This is a genomic window from Streptomyces sp. NPDC002788, from assembly GCF_053592115.1.
In genome coordinates this window covers 104920-121969 of sequence record NZ_JBSFVB010000006.1, presented here as the reverse complement: position 1 = coordinate 121969, position 17050 = coordinate 104920, and the positions used below count along the sequence as shown (strand labels likewise).

Below are 17050 nucleotides of genomic sequence, written 5' to 3'. Positions count from 1 at the left end.
CGACCGCGACCCGAAGGTATCTCCGCAGTCAGTCGAGAAGGGACCGTGATTGTAATGAGCATGGCAAAAGAGTCTCGTGGTGGACGTGGTGCCCGGCTGGGGGCCGCGGGCCTGCTGACCCTCGCGGCGCTGGCCGGAACCGGTGCGGCGCAATCCGCCGCCGCCGCGCCGCAGGCGCTGCCGGCCGGCTGCTCCGGCACCTCGCCCATCACCTGCCGCTACGCGGTCGCGCCGGGCAACTACGACGTGACGGTCTCCATCGGCGGTGCCTCCGCCGGGCAGACCGAGATGTGGGTCGAGGCCCGGCGTCTGATGCTGCCCGCCACGCGGACGGCGGCCGGAGCCGTCGCCACGTACTCGTTCTCGGTCAACGTGCGCCAGCCGGAGGGGCAGCCGACCGGCCAGGGCGGCACGGGGAACCCCGGCCTGGACATCCGCTTCACGGGCACCGCCCCGCAGGTGTCGGCCGTCTCGGTGAAGCCGGCGGCCCAGCCGCTCGTCGCCTACCTGGCCGGGGACTCGACCGTGTGCGACCAGCCGGCCGCCCCGTACACCGGCTGGGGGCAGATGATCACGACCGCGATCCGTCCCGGCGCCGTCATCGCCAACTATGCGGACTCCGGGGAGAGTTCAGGCAGCTTCTTGAGCAACTCGGCGCTCTTCCCCGCGCTGCTGGCGAAGGTCAAGGCGAACGACCCGGTCTTCCTCCAGTTCGGCCACAACGACAAGCAGACCAGCGCGTCCGCCTACCGGAACAACCTCACCACCATGATCACGCGGGTCCGCGCCAAGGGCGGTGTCCCGGTCCTGGTGACGCCTCCGGTCCGCCGGCTGTTCGACGGCAACCGGCTCACGCCCACGGCACTGCACGTCAACGGCGTCGGCGTGAACCTGGCCGCCGAGATGCGCGCGGTCGGGGCGGCGCAGCGGGTGCCTGTGATCGACCTGACCGCCAAGAGCAAGGCGCTGGTCGAGTCCCTCGGTCCGTCCGCCTCCGCACAACTCTTCCTCCGCTCCTCCGTCGACGGCGTCACGGACAACACCCACTTCTCGCAGTACGGCGCGACCCGGATGGGCGGGCTGCTGCTGCAGAGCATCCGGGAACAGAACCTGCCCCTCGCCGCCCACCTGCGCTGACCGACGTACGGCGGCGCCCGCCCCCGGGAGACTCCCCATGAAGAACTTACGGACCGTCATCACCACCGCTCTGGTGGTCGCCCTGTCGAGCCTCGGCCTCAGCGCCGCCTCGGCGGCCGGCGGCACCACGGCGGACTGCGCCGGCGCATCCGGGGCCGCTGCCCCCGCCGCTCGGGCCGCCGCCCAACCGGTCACCGTGTGGCTGGCCGGCGACTCCACCATGGCCAACCCTGGCTCCGCCCCCTGCCCGGTCGGCTGGGGCAGCCGGTTCGACGCCCTGTTCAACGCCGACGTGACCGTCAGGAACCAGGCCGTGGGAGGCCGCAGCATCCAGACCTGGCTGTACGAGGGAAACGTGAGCGGCACCAAGGGCTCGGACGGTGAGTGCCGCCTCACGTCCAACACGTACTCGTCACGCTGGCAGGCGATGCTGAACGCGAGCACCGGGATGAAGGCGGGTGACTACCTGTTCATCCAGTTCGGCATCAACGACTCCTCCTCGACCTGCCCCCGGCACGTCGGCCCCGCCCGCTACCGGCAGTTGATGACCACGATGGTCCAGGCCGCGCAGGCCCGGGGAGCGCACCCGGTGCTGCTCACCCCGGTGGCCGCCCTCACCTGTTCGGGCAGTACGGCGACGAAGAACCGCGGCTTCGTCAACGAGACCTTCGCCGTCGGATCCGCCACCAGGGCGCCGGTCGTCGACCTGCAGTCGCTGAGCGTCTCGCTCTACAACAACCTGCGCTTCTGCCCGCACAACGGCGACTTCGGATCGGGTCCCGTGGGCGCCTTCTTCTGCAAGGACCGCACCCACTTCGAGACCTACGGCGCGCAGCGGATCGCCGGACTCGTCGCGGGTGACGTGCGCAGGCAGAACCTCCCGCTCGCCGCCTACCTCCAGTAGCGCCGGGTCCCGCGGTCGGAGCACCTTTCCGGGAGGAGGCGATACCGCGCGGAAACCGGCTCATCGCTCCGGCCGTGTCACCGACCCCTGGTGCGCGGCCATGAGGCCTGGCCCCCGCCCTGCCGTGTCGAGCGGCTGACTACGATGGTGCCGGGCATCCGCCGGCACCGTCCGGGTTCGACCGGCTTACCAGCGCAGGGGAGACGCAGCACGATGATGGGGCCTGGCGACGCCGTCGCACTCGACGACCCGGTGGGTGAGTCGCTCCGCGGTCACCACGCGCATCTCGCTCGCCGGCTCGGCGGCGCCGTCAGCTATGTACCCGGGGTGGCGACGTTCTCCGCGGTGTCCGCCGAGGCGGATTCGGCCGCTTGGGCCGACCTCGCCAAGCTGCTGGGGCGAGGCGAGTTCGCCGACATGTTCAGCTGCCCCGCGATGCCGCCGTCGGACTGGGAGCCAATCTTCGTACTCGAAGGCCGCCAGATGATCTGGGCGGGCGACAGTCACCTGGACCCCTCTGCTGCCGAGCCCGACGTGGGCATCGTCGAACTGGGCGCGGAGAGCGTGCCCGACATGCTCGGCCTCATCGAGCGGACCCGGCCGGGACCGTTCTGGCCGCGTACTCATGAACTCGGCACCTACCTCGGCATCCGCGACGGCGGCAGGCTGGTGGCGATGGCGGGGGAGCGGCTCAGGCCCCCGGGGTGGACCGAGATCAGCGCTGTCTGCACGGCCCCCGAGGCACGCGGACGAGGCTACGCGGCCCGACTGCTGCGCGCGCTCGTGTCGCGGATCCTGGCCCGGGACGAGAGCCCCTGCCTGCATGTGGCGGAGGAGAACGCCGGCGCGATCGCGCTCTACGAACGGGTCGGCTTCCAGACCCGGAAGCAGGTGACGTTCCGCGGGTTCCGCACCCCGTGACGCGCCGGCCTCCGGTGCCGGCTCCGTGAGGCAGCGGTGTCGAACGGCTGTCGCGCAAAGTGACCACGCTGCCCGCGGGGGCGCCGTCGAAGGCACGATCCACGTCCAGCGTGTGGAGCCCGTCGAGCGGCACGCCGTCGGCGAGCAGGGCGAGCGCCGGCTCCGGCCGTCCACCGAGCCCAGCGTCGCGCGACTGCCCGGGATGGCTCCGAGGCCGGGCCCCGGGAGTACGCCCACGGCTCGGGCCGTTCCCCGCGAAGGGGCCGCAGCGGGGGCCGGGGCACTGGCCCAGTGGCTTTCGCCGGCGTCGTGGGAGGCGAGCGGGATTCGGCGATTCCCGCGTTCCTCGTGCTCTTCAGCCGGTCGTCGTCGCGTCCTCCAAGAGGGCCTCCTGCTCGATGGGGGACCGCGCTTTGTTCCGGGCTTGAAACCTGGGTTAACCTGCGGCGTATTTCCACATCACATGCACGTTCGTGACCGTGGGATGGCAGCACGGCAGCCGGGCCGCCGGTTCGGCCCGGGGTTGTTCCGAGTCCTCGGCGTCGAGGGCTCCTGGGGAGCGGAACGAGGGTGCGCATGACCAGCGACAGCACTGGGGTCGTCGATGCGGTGCCGGGCGATCAGGAGTTGCGGCGGCTCCTGGCCGGCCTGACAGCCGTACGGGACGGGGACTTCGGTACTCGGCTGCCGGACGACGCCGACGGCCTGATGGGTGACATCGCCAAGGTCTTCAACGGCATGGTGGACCAGCTGTCCGTTTTCACGTCCGAAGTCACCCGGGTCGCCCGCGAGGTCGGCACCGAGGGGACGCTCGGCGGGCAGGCGGAGGTGCCGGGCGTCTCGGGCACCTGGGCCGACCTGACCGACTCGGTCAACGCCATGGCGGGCAACCTGACCACCCAGGTCCGCGACATCGCCCAGGTGGCCACCGCGGTGGCCAAGGGCGACCTCTCCCAGAAGATCGACGTACCCGCGCGCGGCGAGATCCTTCAGCTGAAGGAGACCGTCAACACGATGGTCGACCAGTTGTCGGCCTTCGCCGACGAGGTCACCCGTGTGGCCCGTGAGGTCGGCAGCGAAGGACGGCTCGGCGGACAGGCGCAGGTGCCGGGCGTGGCCGGCGTCTGGCGCGACCTGACCGACTCCGTGAACCACATGGCGGGCAACCTCACGAGCCAGGTCCGCTCCATCGCCCAGGTCACCACGGCGGTGGCGGAGGGTGACCTCTCGCAGAAGATCACCGTGGACGCGCGCGGCGAGATCCTGGAGCTGAAGAGCACGATCAACACGATGGTCGACCAGTTGTCCGCTTTCGCGGACGAGGTCACCCGGGTCGCCCGCGAGGTCGGCACCGAGGGACGCCTCGGCGGCCAGGCGGACGTCAAGGGCGTCAAGGGCACCTGGCGCGACCTGACCGACTCCGTGAACTTCATGGCGGGCAACCTCACCGGCCAGGTCCGCAACATCGCGCTGGTCGCGACGGCCGTCGCCAAGGGTGACCTCTCGCAGAAGATCACCGTGGACGCGCGCGGCGAGATCCTGGAGCTGAAGAGCACGATCAACACGATGGTCGACCAGTTGTCCGCTTTCGCGGACGAGGTCACCCGGGTCGCCCGTGAGGTCGGCACCGAGGGACGCCTCGGCGGCCAGGCCCAGGTGCGCGGCGTGTCGGGCACCTGGAAGGACCTCACCGACAACGTCAACGTGATGGCCTCCAACCTGACCGGCCAGGTCCGCTCGATCGCCCAGGTCGCCACCGCCGTCGCACGCGGCGATCTGTCGCAGCGGATCACGGTCGAGGCCAAGGGCGAGGTCGCGGCCCTGGCCGAGGTCATCAACACGATGGTCGACACGCTGTCGGCCTTCGCGGACGAGGTCACCCGGGTCGCCCGCGAGGTCGGCACCGAGGGACGCCTCGGGGGGCAGGCGCACGTGCCGAACGTCGCCGGCACCTGGAAGGACCTCACCGACAACGTCAACTCGATGGCCAACAACCTCACCGGCCAGGTCCGCAACATCGCCCTGGTGACGACCGCGGTGGCCAAGGGCGACCTGTCGAAGAAGATCGACGTCGACGCCCGCGGTGAGATCCTCGAACTCAAGACCACGATCAACACGATGGTCGACCAGCTGTCCGCTTTCGCGGACGAGGTCACCCGGGTCGCCCGCGAGGTCGGCACCGAGGGACGCCTCGGCGGCCAGGCCGAGGTCGAGGGCGTCTCGGGCACCTGGAAGCGCCTCACGGAGAACGTCAACGAGCTGGCCGGCAACCTGACCCGGCAGGTGCGCGCGATCGCCGAGGTCGCGAGCGCCGTCGCCGAGGGCGACCTGACGCGCTCCATCACCGTGGAGGCGTCCGGCGAGGTCGCCGAGCTCAAGGACAACATCAACTCCATGGTGGAGTCCCTGCGCGAGACCACCCGGGCCAACCAGGAGCAGGACTGGCTCAAGACGAACCTCGCCCGGATCTCCGGTCTCATGCAGGGCCACCGCGACCTGCCCGTGGTCGCCGAGCTGATCATGGACGAGCTGGTCCCCCTGGTGTCGGCCCAATACGGCGCCTTCTACCTCGCCGAGGACGGCGACGACGGCCCCGAACTGCGGCTCGTCGGCTCCTACGGCTACCCGGAGGACAGCAGCCGGCCCACCCGCATCGCCTTCGGCCGCACCCTGGTCGGCCAGGCCGCGCGCAGCCGGCGCACCATCGTCGTGGACGAGCTGCCGCCCGGCTACGTCACCATCTCCTCGGGACTCGGCCAGGCCGTGCCGACCGCGCTGGTCCTGCTGCCCATCGTGGTCGAGGGCCAGGTCCTCGGCGTCATCGAACTGGCGTCGGTCAGCCCCTTCACCCAGATCCACCGGGACTTCCTCGCGCAGCTGATGGAGACCCTCGGCGTCAACCTCAACACCATCGTGGCCAACGCCCGCACCGACGAACTGCTCGTGGAGTCGCAGCGCCTCACGGTCGAACTCCAGGCCCGCTCCACCGAGCTGCAGGTGCAGCAGGAGGAACTCCAGCGCTCCAACGCGGAACTGGAGGAGAAGGCCTCGCTGCTCGTGGCGCAGAACCGCGACATCGAGGCGAAGAACCTGCAGATCGAGCAGGCCCGGCAGGAACTGGAGACCCGCGCCCAGCAGCTGTCGCTGGCTTCGAAGTACAAGTCGGAGTTCCTGGCCAACATGAGCCACGAGCTGCGCACCCCGCTCAACAGCCTGCTCATCCTCGCCCAGTTGCTCGCGCAGAACCCGTCCCGCAACCTCACGCCCAAGCAGGTCGAGTACGCGCAGATCATCCACTCCGCCGGCTCGGACCTGCTCCAGCTGATCAACGACATCCTCGACCTGTCGAAGGTCGAGGCCGGCAAGATGGACGTCGCGCCCGAGCGAGTGGCGCTGCGCCAGCTCATCGAGTACGTCGAGGCCACCTTCCGGCCGATGACGACCCAGAAGAGCCTGGAGTTCACCGTGACGACCGCGGCCGGCGCGCCCGCGGACCTTCTCACGGACGACTCCCGGCTGCGCCAGGTGCTGCGCAACCTCCTGTCGAACGCCGTGAAGTTCACCGAGCAGGGCGGCGTGGAACTGCGCATCGAGCCCGCGGCGGACGGCGAGGTGCCCGAGGGCGTGCTCCGGGGCGGCGCCGTGGTGGCCTTCCGCGTGAAGGACACCGGCATCGGCATCCCGGAGCAGAACCTGGAGACCATCTTCGGCGCCTTCCAGCAGGCGGACGGCACGACGAGCCGCAAGTACGGCGGCACCGGCCTGGGCCTGTCCATCACGCGGGAGATCGCCCAGCTGCTCGGGGGCGCCGTGACCGTGGACAGCACGCCCGGCCAGGGCAGCACGTTCACGCTCTTCCTGCCGGTGGCCCGACCCGACTTCGAGGAACTGCTCAACCACGGCAGAACCCCGGAGCGTGCCTCGGCCGAGCCCCTGCCGCAGGGATCGCCCCACCCGGCGCCGGTGCCCCAGATCGGGCCCGGACCGCGGCCCCGGCGCCTGCTCGTCGTGGAGGAGCGGCCGCGCGGTCTGCTCACGCTCGTCGCGGAGAGCGTGGTCGCCGACCTGACGCACAGCCGCACCGACGGCGCGCAGCGGCCCGCGGTCGACATCATCACCGCCGTCGGCGCGCAGGAGGCGGCAGGCGCTCTCGCCGCCGATCCGTGCCACTGCGTCGTCCTGGAGCTGGGCATGGGGGGCGGCGAGGCGTCCCGCTTCCTCCAGGCCCTGGAGGGGGACTCGGCGCTGACGAGCGTTCCGGTACTGGTGCACAGCAGCCACTCCACGGATGCCGCCATGGACGAGACGCTGCGGTCCCGCTCGGCGGGCGGGGCCCTGGAGTTGCTGTCCAGTCTCGACGAGCTGCGCGAGCGCATCGCGCTGCACCTGTCCGCTGAGGAACCCGGGGACGTGCTGTCCCTGGTCCGGCCCGAGGAACCGCAGCCTCTGTCGCCGCCCCTCGTCGACGACGCGTCGGCGGGCCCCACCGTCCTCGTCGTCGACGACGACGCGCGCAACCTCTTCGCGCTCAGCGGGATTCTGGAGCTGCACGGCTTCCGTGTCCTGCACGCGGAGAACGGGCGCAGGGGCATCGAGACGCTGGTGAACAACCCGGACGTCGCCATCGTGCTGATGGACGTGATGATGCCGGAGATGGACGGCTACACGGCGACGGCGGAGATCCGCAAGATGCCGCAGTACGCCGAGCTGCCGATCATCGCCGTCACGGCCAAGGCGATGCCCGGTGACCGGGACAAGAGCCTCGCCTCGGGCGCGAGTGACTACGTCACCAAGCCCGTGGACACGCGCGACCTCATCGCCTGCGTCCGCCGCTGGCTGCCCGCATGAGCACGCCGGCGCCCGTCCCGCACACCGGCGGGCCGGGCGCCCCGCAGGGCCAGCCTTTCCGCGCCGCAGAGCGCTGAAGCCGAGGAGCATCCACACTGTGAGCATGTCCGAGCAGCCGCGCGAACCGGGTCAGGGCGATGAGCCGCAGCGCGACTCCGCCGCCGGCCCGGCGTCTTCCCGCCCTTCGGTGACGTCTGACGGGTCGTCGATGACCTCCGACCCGTTGTCGGGGACCACTCACGGGGAGTCGACCGCTCCCGACGGGGAGCCGGCAGCTCCCGACGGACAGCCGGAGGTCTCCGGCGGGGAGCCGGTGACTCCCGGCGGGCCATGGGAGTTCTCCGAGGGACGGCCGGGTATCTCCGGCGGGGACCCGGTGACTCCCGGTGGGAAGTGGGGCATCTCCGACGGGCAGCCGGTGTCCGCCGAGGGGCCACTCGCGGAACTCGGCGGTGTGTCGCCCGCCTCTCCGGTGGGCCGGCTGGCGGCCACCGTGGAACGGCTCAGCAGGGAGGTGCGGGCCGCCCAGGCTGAGGCCGAGGGACGCGCCCTGATCGAGCTGGCCAAGGGCGTCCTCGTCGAACGCCTGAAGTGCGGCCCGTCCCAGGCCGCCCGGCAGCTCGCCGAGCTGGCCGAGCAGGCCCAGGTCAGCCCCCTGGAACTCGCCGTCGACGTCATCAACCAGGCCGCCCGGGACCGGATGTCCGAGGTGACGGACGCCTTCCTCGCCGCCACGAAGGCCGCCGACGAGGCGGAGGCCGAGTCGGCCGCCGTGCGCCTGCGCGCGGCCGAGAGCGGCGTGCTGGCGGCGGACGACGCCCAGGCCGTCGCCGACGCCCTCCTGGAGCAGGCGCTGCGCCCCCTCGGCGCGGCCGCCGTGGCCGTATGGGCCGCGGGGGCCGACGGTTCACTCACCCTGGCGGGCAGCGCGGGCTTCTCACCGGCCGAGGCCACCCGGTGGCGCTACGTCCCACCGGACGTGGTGACGGTGGCGCGGCGGGGCCTCATCGAGCGCGAAGGGCAGTGGATCACCAGCCTCGGCGAGACCGGCCTGCCCAGCATCGGCCTGCACCACCATCCGGACGGCGGCCGGGTCGCTCTGCCCGCCGGCACCGGAGGGCGTGTCCACGGCGTGCTGGAGATCGCCTGGCCGAACCCGTTGGAGCGGCAGCCTCCGCAGATCGTGCGCCAGGTGGAGGCGCTGGCCGAACTGTGCGCCCACACGCTGGAGATGTACACGCCGGTGCCCGCGGGGGCCCGGGAGCCGCGCGTCCTGCCGGACGCCGCCGAGCTCATGGACCTGGCCGACGGGCTGCACGACCCCACCCTCGTCCTGGTGCCGCACCTGGACGGCGACGGCCACCTGGTGGACTTCCGCATCCAGCACGTGAACAACCGCTTCCTGGACCCGGCCGGCCGGCCGCGGGCCGTCGTCAGCGGCGCCTTGCTCCTCGAGGCCTACCCCATGGCCGTCGGCGAGAGCGAGCTGTTCCAGCGCGTCGAACGCGTCTACGCCACCGGCGAGCCCTTCCGGGCCCGCCGGATGAACCTCACCGCCCTCGTCGACCAGGTCCCCCTCTCGGCGATCGCGGACATCAGCATCAGCCGGCACGGCACCTCCGTACTCCTCATCTGGCGCATCGAGGACGAGACGGCGCGGCTTGCGAGCCTGCTCCAGCACGCCCAACGCCTCGGCCGCATCGGTGGATTCGAGGAGAACGTGCTGACCGGTGAGATCACCTGGAACGGGCAGCTGTTCGACCTCTACGGACGCCCGCAGTCCAGCACGCCGGTGCCCCTGGAGGAACTGCCGGCCCATGCGCACCCGGACGACGGCGTCTCCCTCCGCCGTTTCCTGCGCACGCTGCTGCACCACCGACGGCCGGCGGCCGCGGCCTTCCGGCTGCAGCGGCCGGACGGAGTGACCCGCCACATCCGGATCGTCGCCGAACCCGTGCTCGACACCGACGACCGGCTGCTCCTGGTCCGCGGCGCCTGCCAGGACATCTCGGCCCAGCACTGGACCGAGGTCGCGCTGGCCGCCACCCGCGACCAGCTGGCCCACACCGAGCAGCAGGCCACCGAACGCAACCGGCTGACCCTGCAGTTGCAGCACGCCATCATGCCCCCCACCCAGGCACCGTTGCAGGTGTCCGGGCTTCAGGTGGCCGTCCGCTACCGGCCCGCGGAGACCGAGCAGCTGGTCGGCGGCGACTGGTACGACACCGTCGTCCTGCCGTCCCGGCAGGTGCTGCTGTGCGTGGGGGACGTGGCCGGCCACGGCATCGAGGCGGCCACCAGCATGGTCGTCCTGCGCAACGCGTTGCGCGGCCTGGCGGTGACCGGCGCCGGGCCGGGCCAGCTGCTGTCCTGGCTCAACATCGTGGCCCACCACCTGACGGGCGCCGTCACCGCGACAGCGGTCTGCGGCCTGTACGACCCGGTCCGGCGGACACTGCGCTGGGCCAGGGCCGGCCATCTGCCGCCCGTGCTCGTCCGGGACACCGAGGCGGCACCCCTGCCCCTGGTCAAGGGCCTGCTGCTCGGTGCCGTCCCCGAGGCCACGTACGAGGAGACGGAAATCCAACTGGCGCCCGAAGATACCCTGTTGATGTACACGGACGGTCTGATCGAACGTCGCGACCGGCCGGTGGAGGAGTCCCTGACCCACCTCCTGACCACGGCCCGCTCGGCCCCCACCACACTCGACCAGCAACTGGACCGGCTGCTGACCTACAGCAAGTCGGACACCGACGACGACACGTGCATCGTGGGCCTCCGGGTCGGTTGAGGAGCCGTCACGGCCTCATCGAAGCGCCCGCCAGAGCCTCGACGAGGGACTGAACCGCCCGCGCAGCACGCCGCCGCCCTCGCCCACCGCCCCCTCGCCCACCGCCCCCTCGCCTCCTTCACCGACCAGCTGCTCCGTCACGTCCGCCCGACCGACAGCGACGACGTCGCCCTGCTCGGGCTGCGCGTCCCGAAGGACTCGGACGCGCCGGTGGCGGAACGGGCAGACGTCGCCGTCGCCGTCACTGTCGTCAGGCTGCGGCTGCGGCTGCGACGGAGAGGCCGATGGCGATGAACAGCCAGCCCGTGGTCAGCTCCCAGCGGTGGCGGATCCCCGGCCTGGCGAGCAGGGCGCGCAGCCGCGCGGCGACGATCACGAGGGCGAACCAGTACACGACACCGATGAGGACGTCCAGGATGCCCAGGAAGAAGATTTGCCGGGCCATGGAACCACCGCCGTCGACGAACTGCGGAAGGATGCTGAGGAAGAACAGTGCCGCCTTGGGATTGAGCACATTGGTGAGGAGTCCCTGGGTGAACCCGGACCGCCGAAGTCCGCGGGCGGGTTCAGTCTCCCGAGGCGCATCGAACGCGTCCTCGTCCGGCCGCCGCCGCTCCCGGGCGGCCCGCCGGGCGGCGCGGACTGCCCGCACACCGAGATGGACGAGGTAGGCCGCTCCCAGCAGTTTGATCGCGTCGTACACCATGGGGGAGCGCGTGGCGATCACCGACAGACCGGCGGCGGCAGCCAGCATGTGCACACACAGCCCCGTCTGCGCGCCCAGCGCCGCGGCCCTCCCCTTCGCGGGGTCCTCGGCCGCCGATCTGAGCACTACGAGGAAATCCGGGCCGGGCACCACGTAGGCCACCAGCACCACCCCGAGGAAACCGACCAAGTCGACCGTCATCCGCCGTCCGCCCGTCCACCCGTCGAAACCGCCGCCGGGGCTCGTCGGTACGTCCGTGCTCCGGCCACCGAGGCGAGGGCCACGTCGAGTACCCGTGACTCGCCCCGCGTCACTCCCCGGCCTCACTCCGCAGTCCGAGGTGTCCGAGGAGCCAGCGGCCCAGCAGCGCTCCGCCGTACACGACGTACCCGACGCCGATGAGCCAGGACTCCACGACGAGGACGACGCCGACCGCTCCGTAGCTGATCGCGTTGGTGACGATGAGCGGGGTGAAGACGAAGTAGGAGAACATGCGCAGGCCGACCAGGCCCGCCATGGTGGCGATCGCTCCGGGGAGGAGACTGACCCAGCGGACCTCTCCGCCGAGGAGGAACCGCTGGCCCCACCAGAAGAACAGCACACCGGTCGCCGAGCTCAGCGCGATCCGCTCCGGTCCCGTGACAAGGCTCCGCGTCTGGACCTCCTGGTACAGGTACGCGGTCATGGCGACCATCCACACCGCTTGGCGCCAGACGCGATGCCATGGTCCGGCCGTCAGATCCCAGATCCGCTCGTATCCGTTCTGCACGCTTCTCGCGAGCGCCACGCCGAAGACGGCGAGTGTGACGCCGCCGAGCACGCTGGTGGTGCCGATGACCTTCCGCGGCGGGCTGATGATCTCCGTGAGCACGCGCGCGGAACGCCCGGACAGTCCCATACCGTCGACCAGCCATGATGCGAAACCGCCGCGTCTCAGTGGGTCGGCGGCGGCGACCACGATCAGCAGCGGTGCCAGCGTGACGAGCGCGAGCGTGGCGAATCCCATGGCCCGATGCAGCAGCTCCAGGTCGCGGCCCTGCTGGATGAGGCCGTGGGCGCCCAACCGCTGCCATCCGTTGTGCACGGCGCGGCCGACCCGGTTCACGGCATGCCGGCTCACACCCGGAGGACGGGCCTGACCGGCCGTCCCTGCGCGAGGACGCCTGGCGTCGTCGGTGGTGTGGTGACGGTCATCCTTGGTCCGCCTCCCGCATACGGTCGGTCGCCGTGCACTCGCGAGATCGTTGACCGTTTCGGCCGTGACGCAAACGCGACGAACGGGGGCGCAGGTCGTCTCAGGCGTGTGCTTCGCCGGGTCCTAGGGCTGGTGGACGTGGCGTTCCGTGCCGTGCGGTTCCCCCGTGCGGACCAGGCCGGTCCCGTACGCGATGACGGACGAGCCGGGCCGCTTCGTCACCGGCCCGGCCCCGGTCCCGCCAACGGCTTGGGCGGGCGGTGAGGCCCTGCACACCCGTGTGCTCCGACGACAGCGACGACCGGCGGGTGCCACGTGCGGCGATCGCCCGCTCGGGGCCCGTCGTCCTCGGACGTCGCTCTTCGAAGTGGTGGACGGACCGCACGGCCGGGACGGCACGACCGTCTACGGCGCCGCGTCCCATGACGTCTGGTGACGACGCCGTTGCGGGACCTCGGGTCACGGCTGTTGCTGTGATCCGCCGGAGAGCGACGTGGACAGAATGGTCCTGTCGATGGAGCCGGTGCCGTCGCTCGGCGTGAGGCCCATGCAGGCGATGATCTGCTTGCCCGTTTCCTTGACGGTGACGGTGACCGCGCTGCTGACGCTGTGCACCACGCGCATTCCGTGGCCCCCGAAGCGGCGCCCGTCTCTTTCCCTCACCACCGGCGCCTCGACGGAGCAGTCCCACACCGTGACGACCAGCTCGTCGTCGGAGAACCGCAGGGTCATCCCGCAGGGGCCGGGCGCGTGCCGGACGGCGTTGGTGACCAGCTCGCTGACGACGAGCTCGGCGTCCAGGAGCAGCGGGCCCGGCACGGGAGTGCAGCCGGTGTGCGGGACATGAGCGAGGAAGGCACGCAGGGCCCGGCGCGCCTCGACGGCGCGGGCAGCGCCTTCGGCCCACGCCGCGCTGAAGTGCAGCGTGGCGCTTCCGTTCCTGCCCTGCTCATCCGCCTGCTTCATAAGCGGGATGACCATGTGGGTTCTTTCGTTGTCGTTGACTGAATCGAGCGACTGTTTGCGCCGTACGCCTACCCGGACACCGACCGCGCATACAGCGTCTGCTGGTGCCCACTGTCACACAGCCGCGGTCGGCCGGGGGCGCCTTCGCCGACGGCCGTGACGCGGGGTGGCCGACGGCCGTGACCCGAGGGTGGTCCGCCGGGGACCGCCGCCTCCCTCTCGACGAGGGCAACGGGTGATCAGCCCGTCTCGTCGGTCCGCTTGTCCCGGACGCGCTGGGCGACGTCGCGGAGCTTGACGTTGTGGTGCTGGGAGATGCGGCGCAGCACGTTGAAGGCGTCCTCCTCGTTCATGCCGTGGCGCTCCATGAGGATGCCCATGGCCTCACCGATCGCGTGCCGGGTCTCCATGGCGTGCTGGAGCTGGTCGATGGTGCGGGCGTCGGCCAGGGCGACGGCGGCGTGCGAGGCCAGCAGCCAGCCCGCGGTCTCGACGTCCTTGGTGAAGGTTCCCGGGCGGCGGGCGTACAGGTTCAGCGCGCCGAAGTCCTCGTCGTGGGTGTAGAGCAGGAGGCCGGTCATGCTGCCGATGCCCAGGTCGCGGGCCGCCGCCGCGTAGCGCGGCCAGTCCGGCTGGGGCCGGGTCATGTCCGGGACCCGCAGGACGCGGTCGTCGTCCGCGCGGCGGGCGAGGTCGAAGCACGGTCCCTCGCCCAGCTCGCCCTGGAGCCGGTCGGATTCCTCGACCATGTCCCCGTGGGAGGACAGCGTGATGGCCCGGCCCTTGCGCACCGCCAGGATCCCGGCCGCGTCACAGCCGTCCACCAGTTTCACCGCCGACGCCGCGATCTCGTCCAGCGTCCCCTGCACCGAGTCCTGCTTCAGCAGGGTCCGGGAGAGCAGGGCCATCTCCTTGGCGAACTCCCGCCACTCCATCCGCCACCACCCGCGTCGATCACCAGTGCGGCCACCCTACTCACAGCCCGGCCGCCCTCTGCCCCACGCCACCACACCGATCTCGTCGGCGCTACCGGGGCCCCGCCGGGGCGCGGGCCGTTCAGCGCAGCACGGCCGTGAGGAGGTCGGTGCCCAGCGCTGTCGGATCGGGCGGTTCGAGAGTGTTACGGACGTACCGGCCTGCCGCGGCGTCGTGAGCGGGCCCGCGCGGCGCAGGACGGCGAGGTGGCGGGAGCCCTCCGGGAGTGACCGGTCCCAGACGGTGGGCCGGCTCCCCGGTGGCGCGCGGGCCGCGGGCCGGAGTGGCGCGGCAGCCGCAGGGTGACCGTCTCCAGTGCAGGGCAGCCTCGCCGCGGCGACGCTCCTGGCCGTCTCCGTCGTCGACCGGTGATCCGGGTGCGGCGTGTGAGGCCGGCGGAACACTGCTCCCGGCGCGAAGACATCAGGGGATGCGGCTCACCCGTTGCCGCCGTCGGACGTGAGTTGCTCTTCGCGCCCTTGCCGAACGTCCAGCCGAACCGTTGCCGAGCCCGCCGGGCCGGCCTCCCAGGGCCGGGGGCCGGTGCCGTCCGTCCATGCCCCGAGGGTCTCCCGGTCCACGCACACGATCCCGCACTGCTCGGCGTACTCCACCGCCGGCGCGGTGAAGTCGCTGGTGGTGACCAGCACGGCGACATCGGCCTCGTGGACGGTGAAGCACGTGCCGCCGAAGCGCTGAAGATCCTGGGAGCCGACCCGGTGGGATTCGCCGTAGTGCTTGCACTGGACGACGATCCGGCGCCCGTCGGGGGTCACGGCCAGCACATCGGCGCCCAAGTCCCCCGCCCCTCCCACGACATCGACGGCAGAACAGCCGTCGCGTTCGCAGAGGGCGGCGATCGCCTCCTCGAACTCCTCGGGTGTCAGGGCGTCGTAATCGACGACGACCTCATCGACCGGACGCTGCCGGGGAATCGGCGGAGCTTCCAGCGCGTCGGCCGCCTCCCTGGCCGCCTCGTCGAGCGCTGCCGCCGCCCGACGCGCCGCTCTCCTCAGATGCAACCGGCGCCTCAGGCCCAGCAAGCCCGCGACACCCACGGCTATCAGGACGAACATCCAAGCGGGACGCCGCTCGACTGCGTCCGTCAGGGTGCGCGCCGCGAGCCCCAGGACGATCACGACCACGGCGAGAAAGACGAAGAACAGGGCGGTGGAACGCAGGTCGAACCTGTGCCGGCGGTGCGCGGACCGGGTAGGACGCGCAGGTGCGGTCACGACATGCCCCCTCTCACGGGACGGATGGAAGATCACCTCCACCGTCTGCCCGAGATCGGGATCTTCATCGTGTCACGGCGGGGTGTCAGGGTGTTCCGGGGAGCACTGGTGCACTCCGTAAAGGTGGGGCGGGGGCCGGCGTCGCACGCTCGGTGGCGGTGGCGGTGGCGGTGGCGCCGTGGGCGGGCAAAGTCGGTGGTGACGCTGTTCCCGGCCGGAGCCGTCGGCGAAGGCGTCTCTGCTCCTGGACGATAGGGCTGAGCGCGAGCCGGGCATCACGTCACCGGCAACGGCTGACCGGTGACGGAATTGGCACTGCATTCCGTCACCTGCCAAGATGGTGACGAGCGATGCGGGGTTACCTGGCCGGTGTGCGAGGCTGGTCCTGAGTGGACGGATGTCCGACAGAAAGGTGATGCGCCATGAGTGACGTCGAGGAGAGGGCGCTGCTGGCGGGTGGTTGCTTCTGGGGTATGCAGGAGCTGATCCGGTCGCTTCCCGGTGTTCTGCGCACCCGGGTCGGCTACAGCGGCGACGACGACAAGCCCCGTCCCACCTACCGTGACCACGGAAAGCACGCGGAGTCGATCGAGATCGTCTTCGATCCCACGGCCACCGACTACCGCACGATCCTGGAGTACTTCTTCCAGATCCACGACCCGACCACGAGGAACCGCCAGGGCAACGACGTGGGCCTGAGCTACCGCTCCGCCATCTTCTACCTCGACGACGAGCAGCGGCGCATCGCGCAGGACACCATCGCCGACGTCGAGGCGTCCGGGCTGTGGCCGGGGCCGGCGGTGACCGAGGTCGTGCCGGCCGGCGACTTCTGGGAAGCCGAGCCGGAGCACCAGGACTACCTGCAGCGCTACCCGGACGGCTACACCTGCCACTTCCCTCGCCCGAACTGGCGGTTGCCCAGGCGCGGCCGGTCCTGACCGACTGCATGACATCAGGAGAAGGCTTTGGCCCACCCCGGTGTGCACGCTACGTGGCGTCGGCGGCACTCTGCGTGCTGGAGTCACCTGCCGAAACGGTGATGATCGCAGATTTGCGTTGTCCCCGGAGAACGCTGGGCCGGCGCCCGACGCGGTGTCGCCTTCCGGTGCGTCGACCGGCGACGCCACCCCGCGGCTGAAGGTCGGAACGGAGCCGCTGGCGGGGGAGCCTGATGAGTGGTCGTGGCCATGTACGCCGTACACCGACTGCGGAGCCTCCGCCTCCCCGGGCGGTTTCAACGCCGTCTCACCTGCCTCGGCCGGCCTCCAGCGGGCGCCCTTGTCGGTGGTCCGGCCGGGGCGCGGGCCATCCATGACGCTGATACGGCCGCCCTCGGCCTCGAAGACCCGTCGGCATGCGGTCGCACAGGAAG

11 protein-coding genes and 1 pseudogene are annotated in these 17050 nt (G+C 71.3%); 6 read left to right on the top strand and 6 right to left on the bottom strand.

The genetic code is table 11. From position 1 onward, the window contains the following. Window positions 1-60 precede the first annotated feature (60 nt). From ACWD1U_RS13555 to ACWD1U_RS13535, 5 genes are all read left to right on the top strand, one after another. Window positions 61-1137 (top strand): rhamnogalacturonan acetylesterase, encoded by a 1077-nt coding sequence (locus ACWD1U_RS13555; RefSeq protein ID WP_451107190.1) that lies wholly within the window; start codon window positions 61-63, stop codon window positions 1135-1137. Between the two features lie 37 nt (window positions 1138-1174). Beyond that, window positions 1175-2041 (top strand): GDSL-type esterase/lipase family protein, encoded by an 867-nt coding sequence (locus ACWD1U_RS13550; protein ID WP_451107188.1) that lies wholly within the window; start codon window positions 1175-1177, stop codon window positions 2039-2041. A 216-nt stretch (window positions 2042-2257) separates the two neighbouring features. Further along, window positions 2258-2962, top strand: a complete 705-nt coding sequence (locus ACWD1U_RS13545) for a GNAT family N-acetyltransferase (protein ID WP_451107525.1) — start codon at window positions 2258-2260, stop codon at window positions 2960-2962. A gap of 576 nt (window positions 2963-3538) precedes the next feature. After that, the gene (locus tag ACWD1U_RS13540; RefSeq protein ID WP_451107187.1) at window positions 3539-7810 is read left to right on the top strand and encodes a HAMP domain-containing protein; all 4272 of its coding nucleotides are present in this window, start codon (window positions 3539-3541) and stop codon (window positions 7808-7810) included. A 103-nt stretch (window positions 7811-7913) separates the two neighbouring features. After that, on the top strand, window positions 7914-10601 hold the full coding sequence (locus tag ACWD1U_RS13535; RefSeq protein ID WP_451107185.1) for a SpoIIE family protein phosphatase: 2688 nt from the start codon (window positions 7914-7916) through the stop codon (window positions 10599-10601). 250 nt (window positions 10602-10851) lie between these two features. Here ACWD1U_RS13535 and ACWD1U_RS13530 read toward each other — a convergent pair whose 3' ends face one another. The 5 genes from ACWD1U_RS13530 to ACWD1U_RS13510 all read right to left on the bottom strand — a co-directional run bounded on the left by ACWD1U_RS13530 (window position 10852) and on the right by ACWD1U_RS13510 (window position 15678). Beyond that, window positions 10852-11508, bottom strand: coding sequence for a LysE family translocator (locus ACWD1U_RS13530; protein WP_451107183.1), 657 nt, complete (start codon window positions 11506-11508; stop codon window positions 10852-10854). Window positions 11509-11617: 109 nt separating this feature from the next. Beyond that, complete coding sequence (locus ACWD1U_RS13525) at window positions 11618-12391, bottom strand: ribonuclease BN (RefSeq protein ID WP_451107523.1); 774 nt, start codon at window positions 12389-12391, stop codon at window positions 11618-11620. A 570-nt stretch (window positions 12392-12961) separates the two neighbouring features. Next, window positions 12962-13483, bottom strand: a complete 522-nt coding sequence (locus tag ACWD1U_RS13520; RefSeq protein WP_451107181.1) for an ATP-binding protein — start codon at window positions 13481-13483, stop codon at window positions 12962-12964. A 224-nt stretch (window positions 13484-13707) separates the two neighbouring features. After that, window positions 13708-14403, bottom strand: coding sequence for a GAF and ANTAR domain-containing protein (locus ACWD1U_RS13515; protein ID WP_451107180.1), 696 nt, complete (start codon window positions 14401-14403; stop codon window positions 13708-13710). A 477-nt stretch (window positions 14404-14880) separates the two neighbouring features. After that, window positions 14881-15678 carry a restriction endonuclease gene (locus tag ACWD1U_RS13510; protein ID WP_451107178.1) on the bottom strand — a complete coding sequence of 266 codons (798 nt, stop codon included), beginning with the start codon at window positions 15676-15678 and terminating at the stop codon, window positions 14881-14883. 422 nt (window positions 15679-16100) lie between these two features. On the opposite strand from ACWD1U_RS13510, the gene msrA reads away from it, so the two are divergent. Further along, window positions 16101-16616 (top strand): peptide-methionine (S)-S-oxide reductase MsrA, encoded by a 516-nt coding sequence (gene msrA, locus ACWD1U_RS13505; RefSeq protein ID WP_451107176.1) that lies wholly within the window; start codon window positions 16101-16103, stop codon window positions 16614-16616. Between the two features lie 255 nt (window positions 16617-16871). Here msrA and ACWD1U_RS13500 read toward each other — a convergent pair. Continuing rightward, a pseudogene (locus ACWD1U_RS13500) lies at window positions 16872-17036 on the bottom strand (short-chain dehydrogenase); the annotation flags it as partial. Between the last annotated feature and the right edge of the window lie 14 nt (window positions 17037-17050).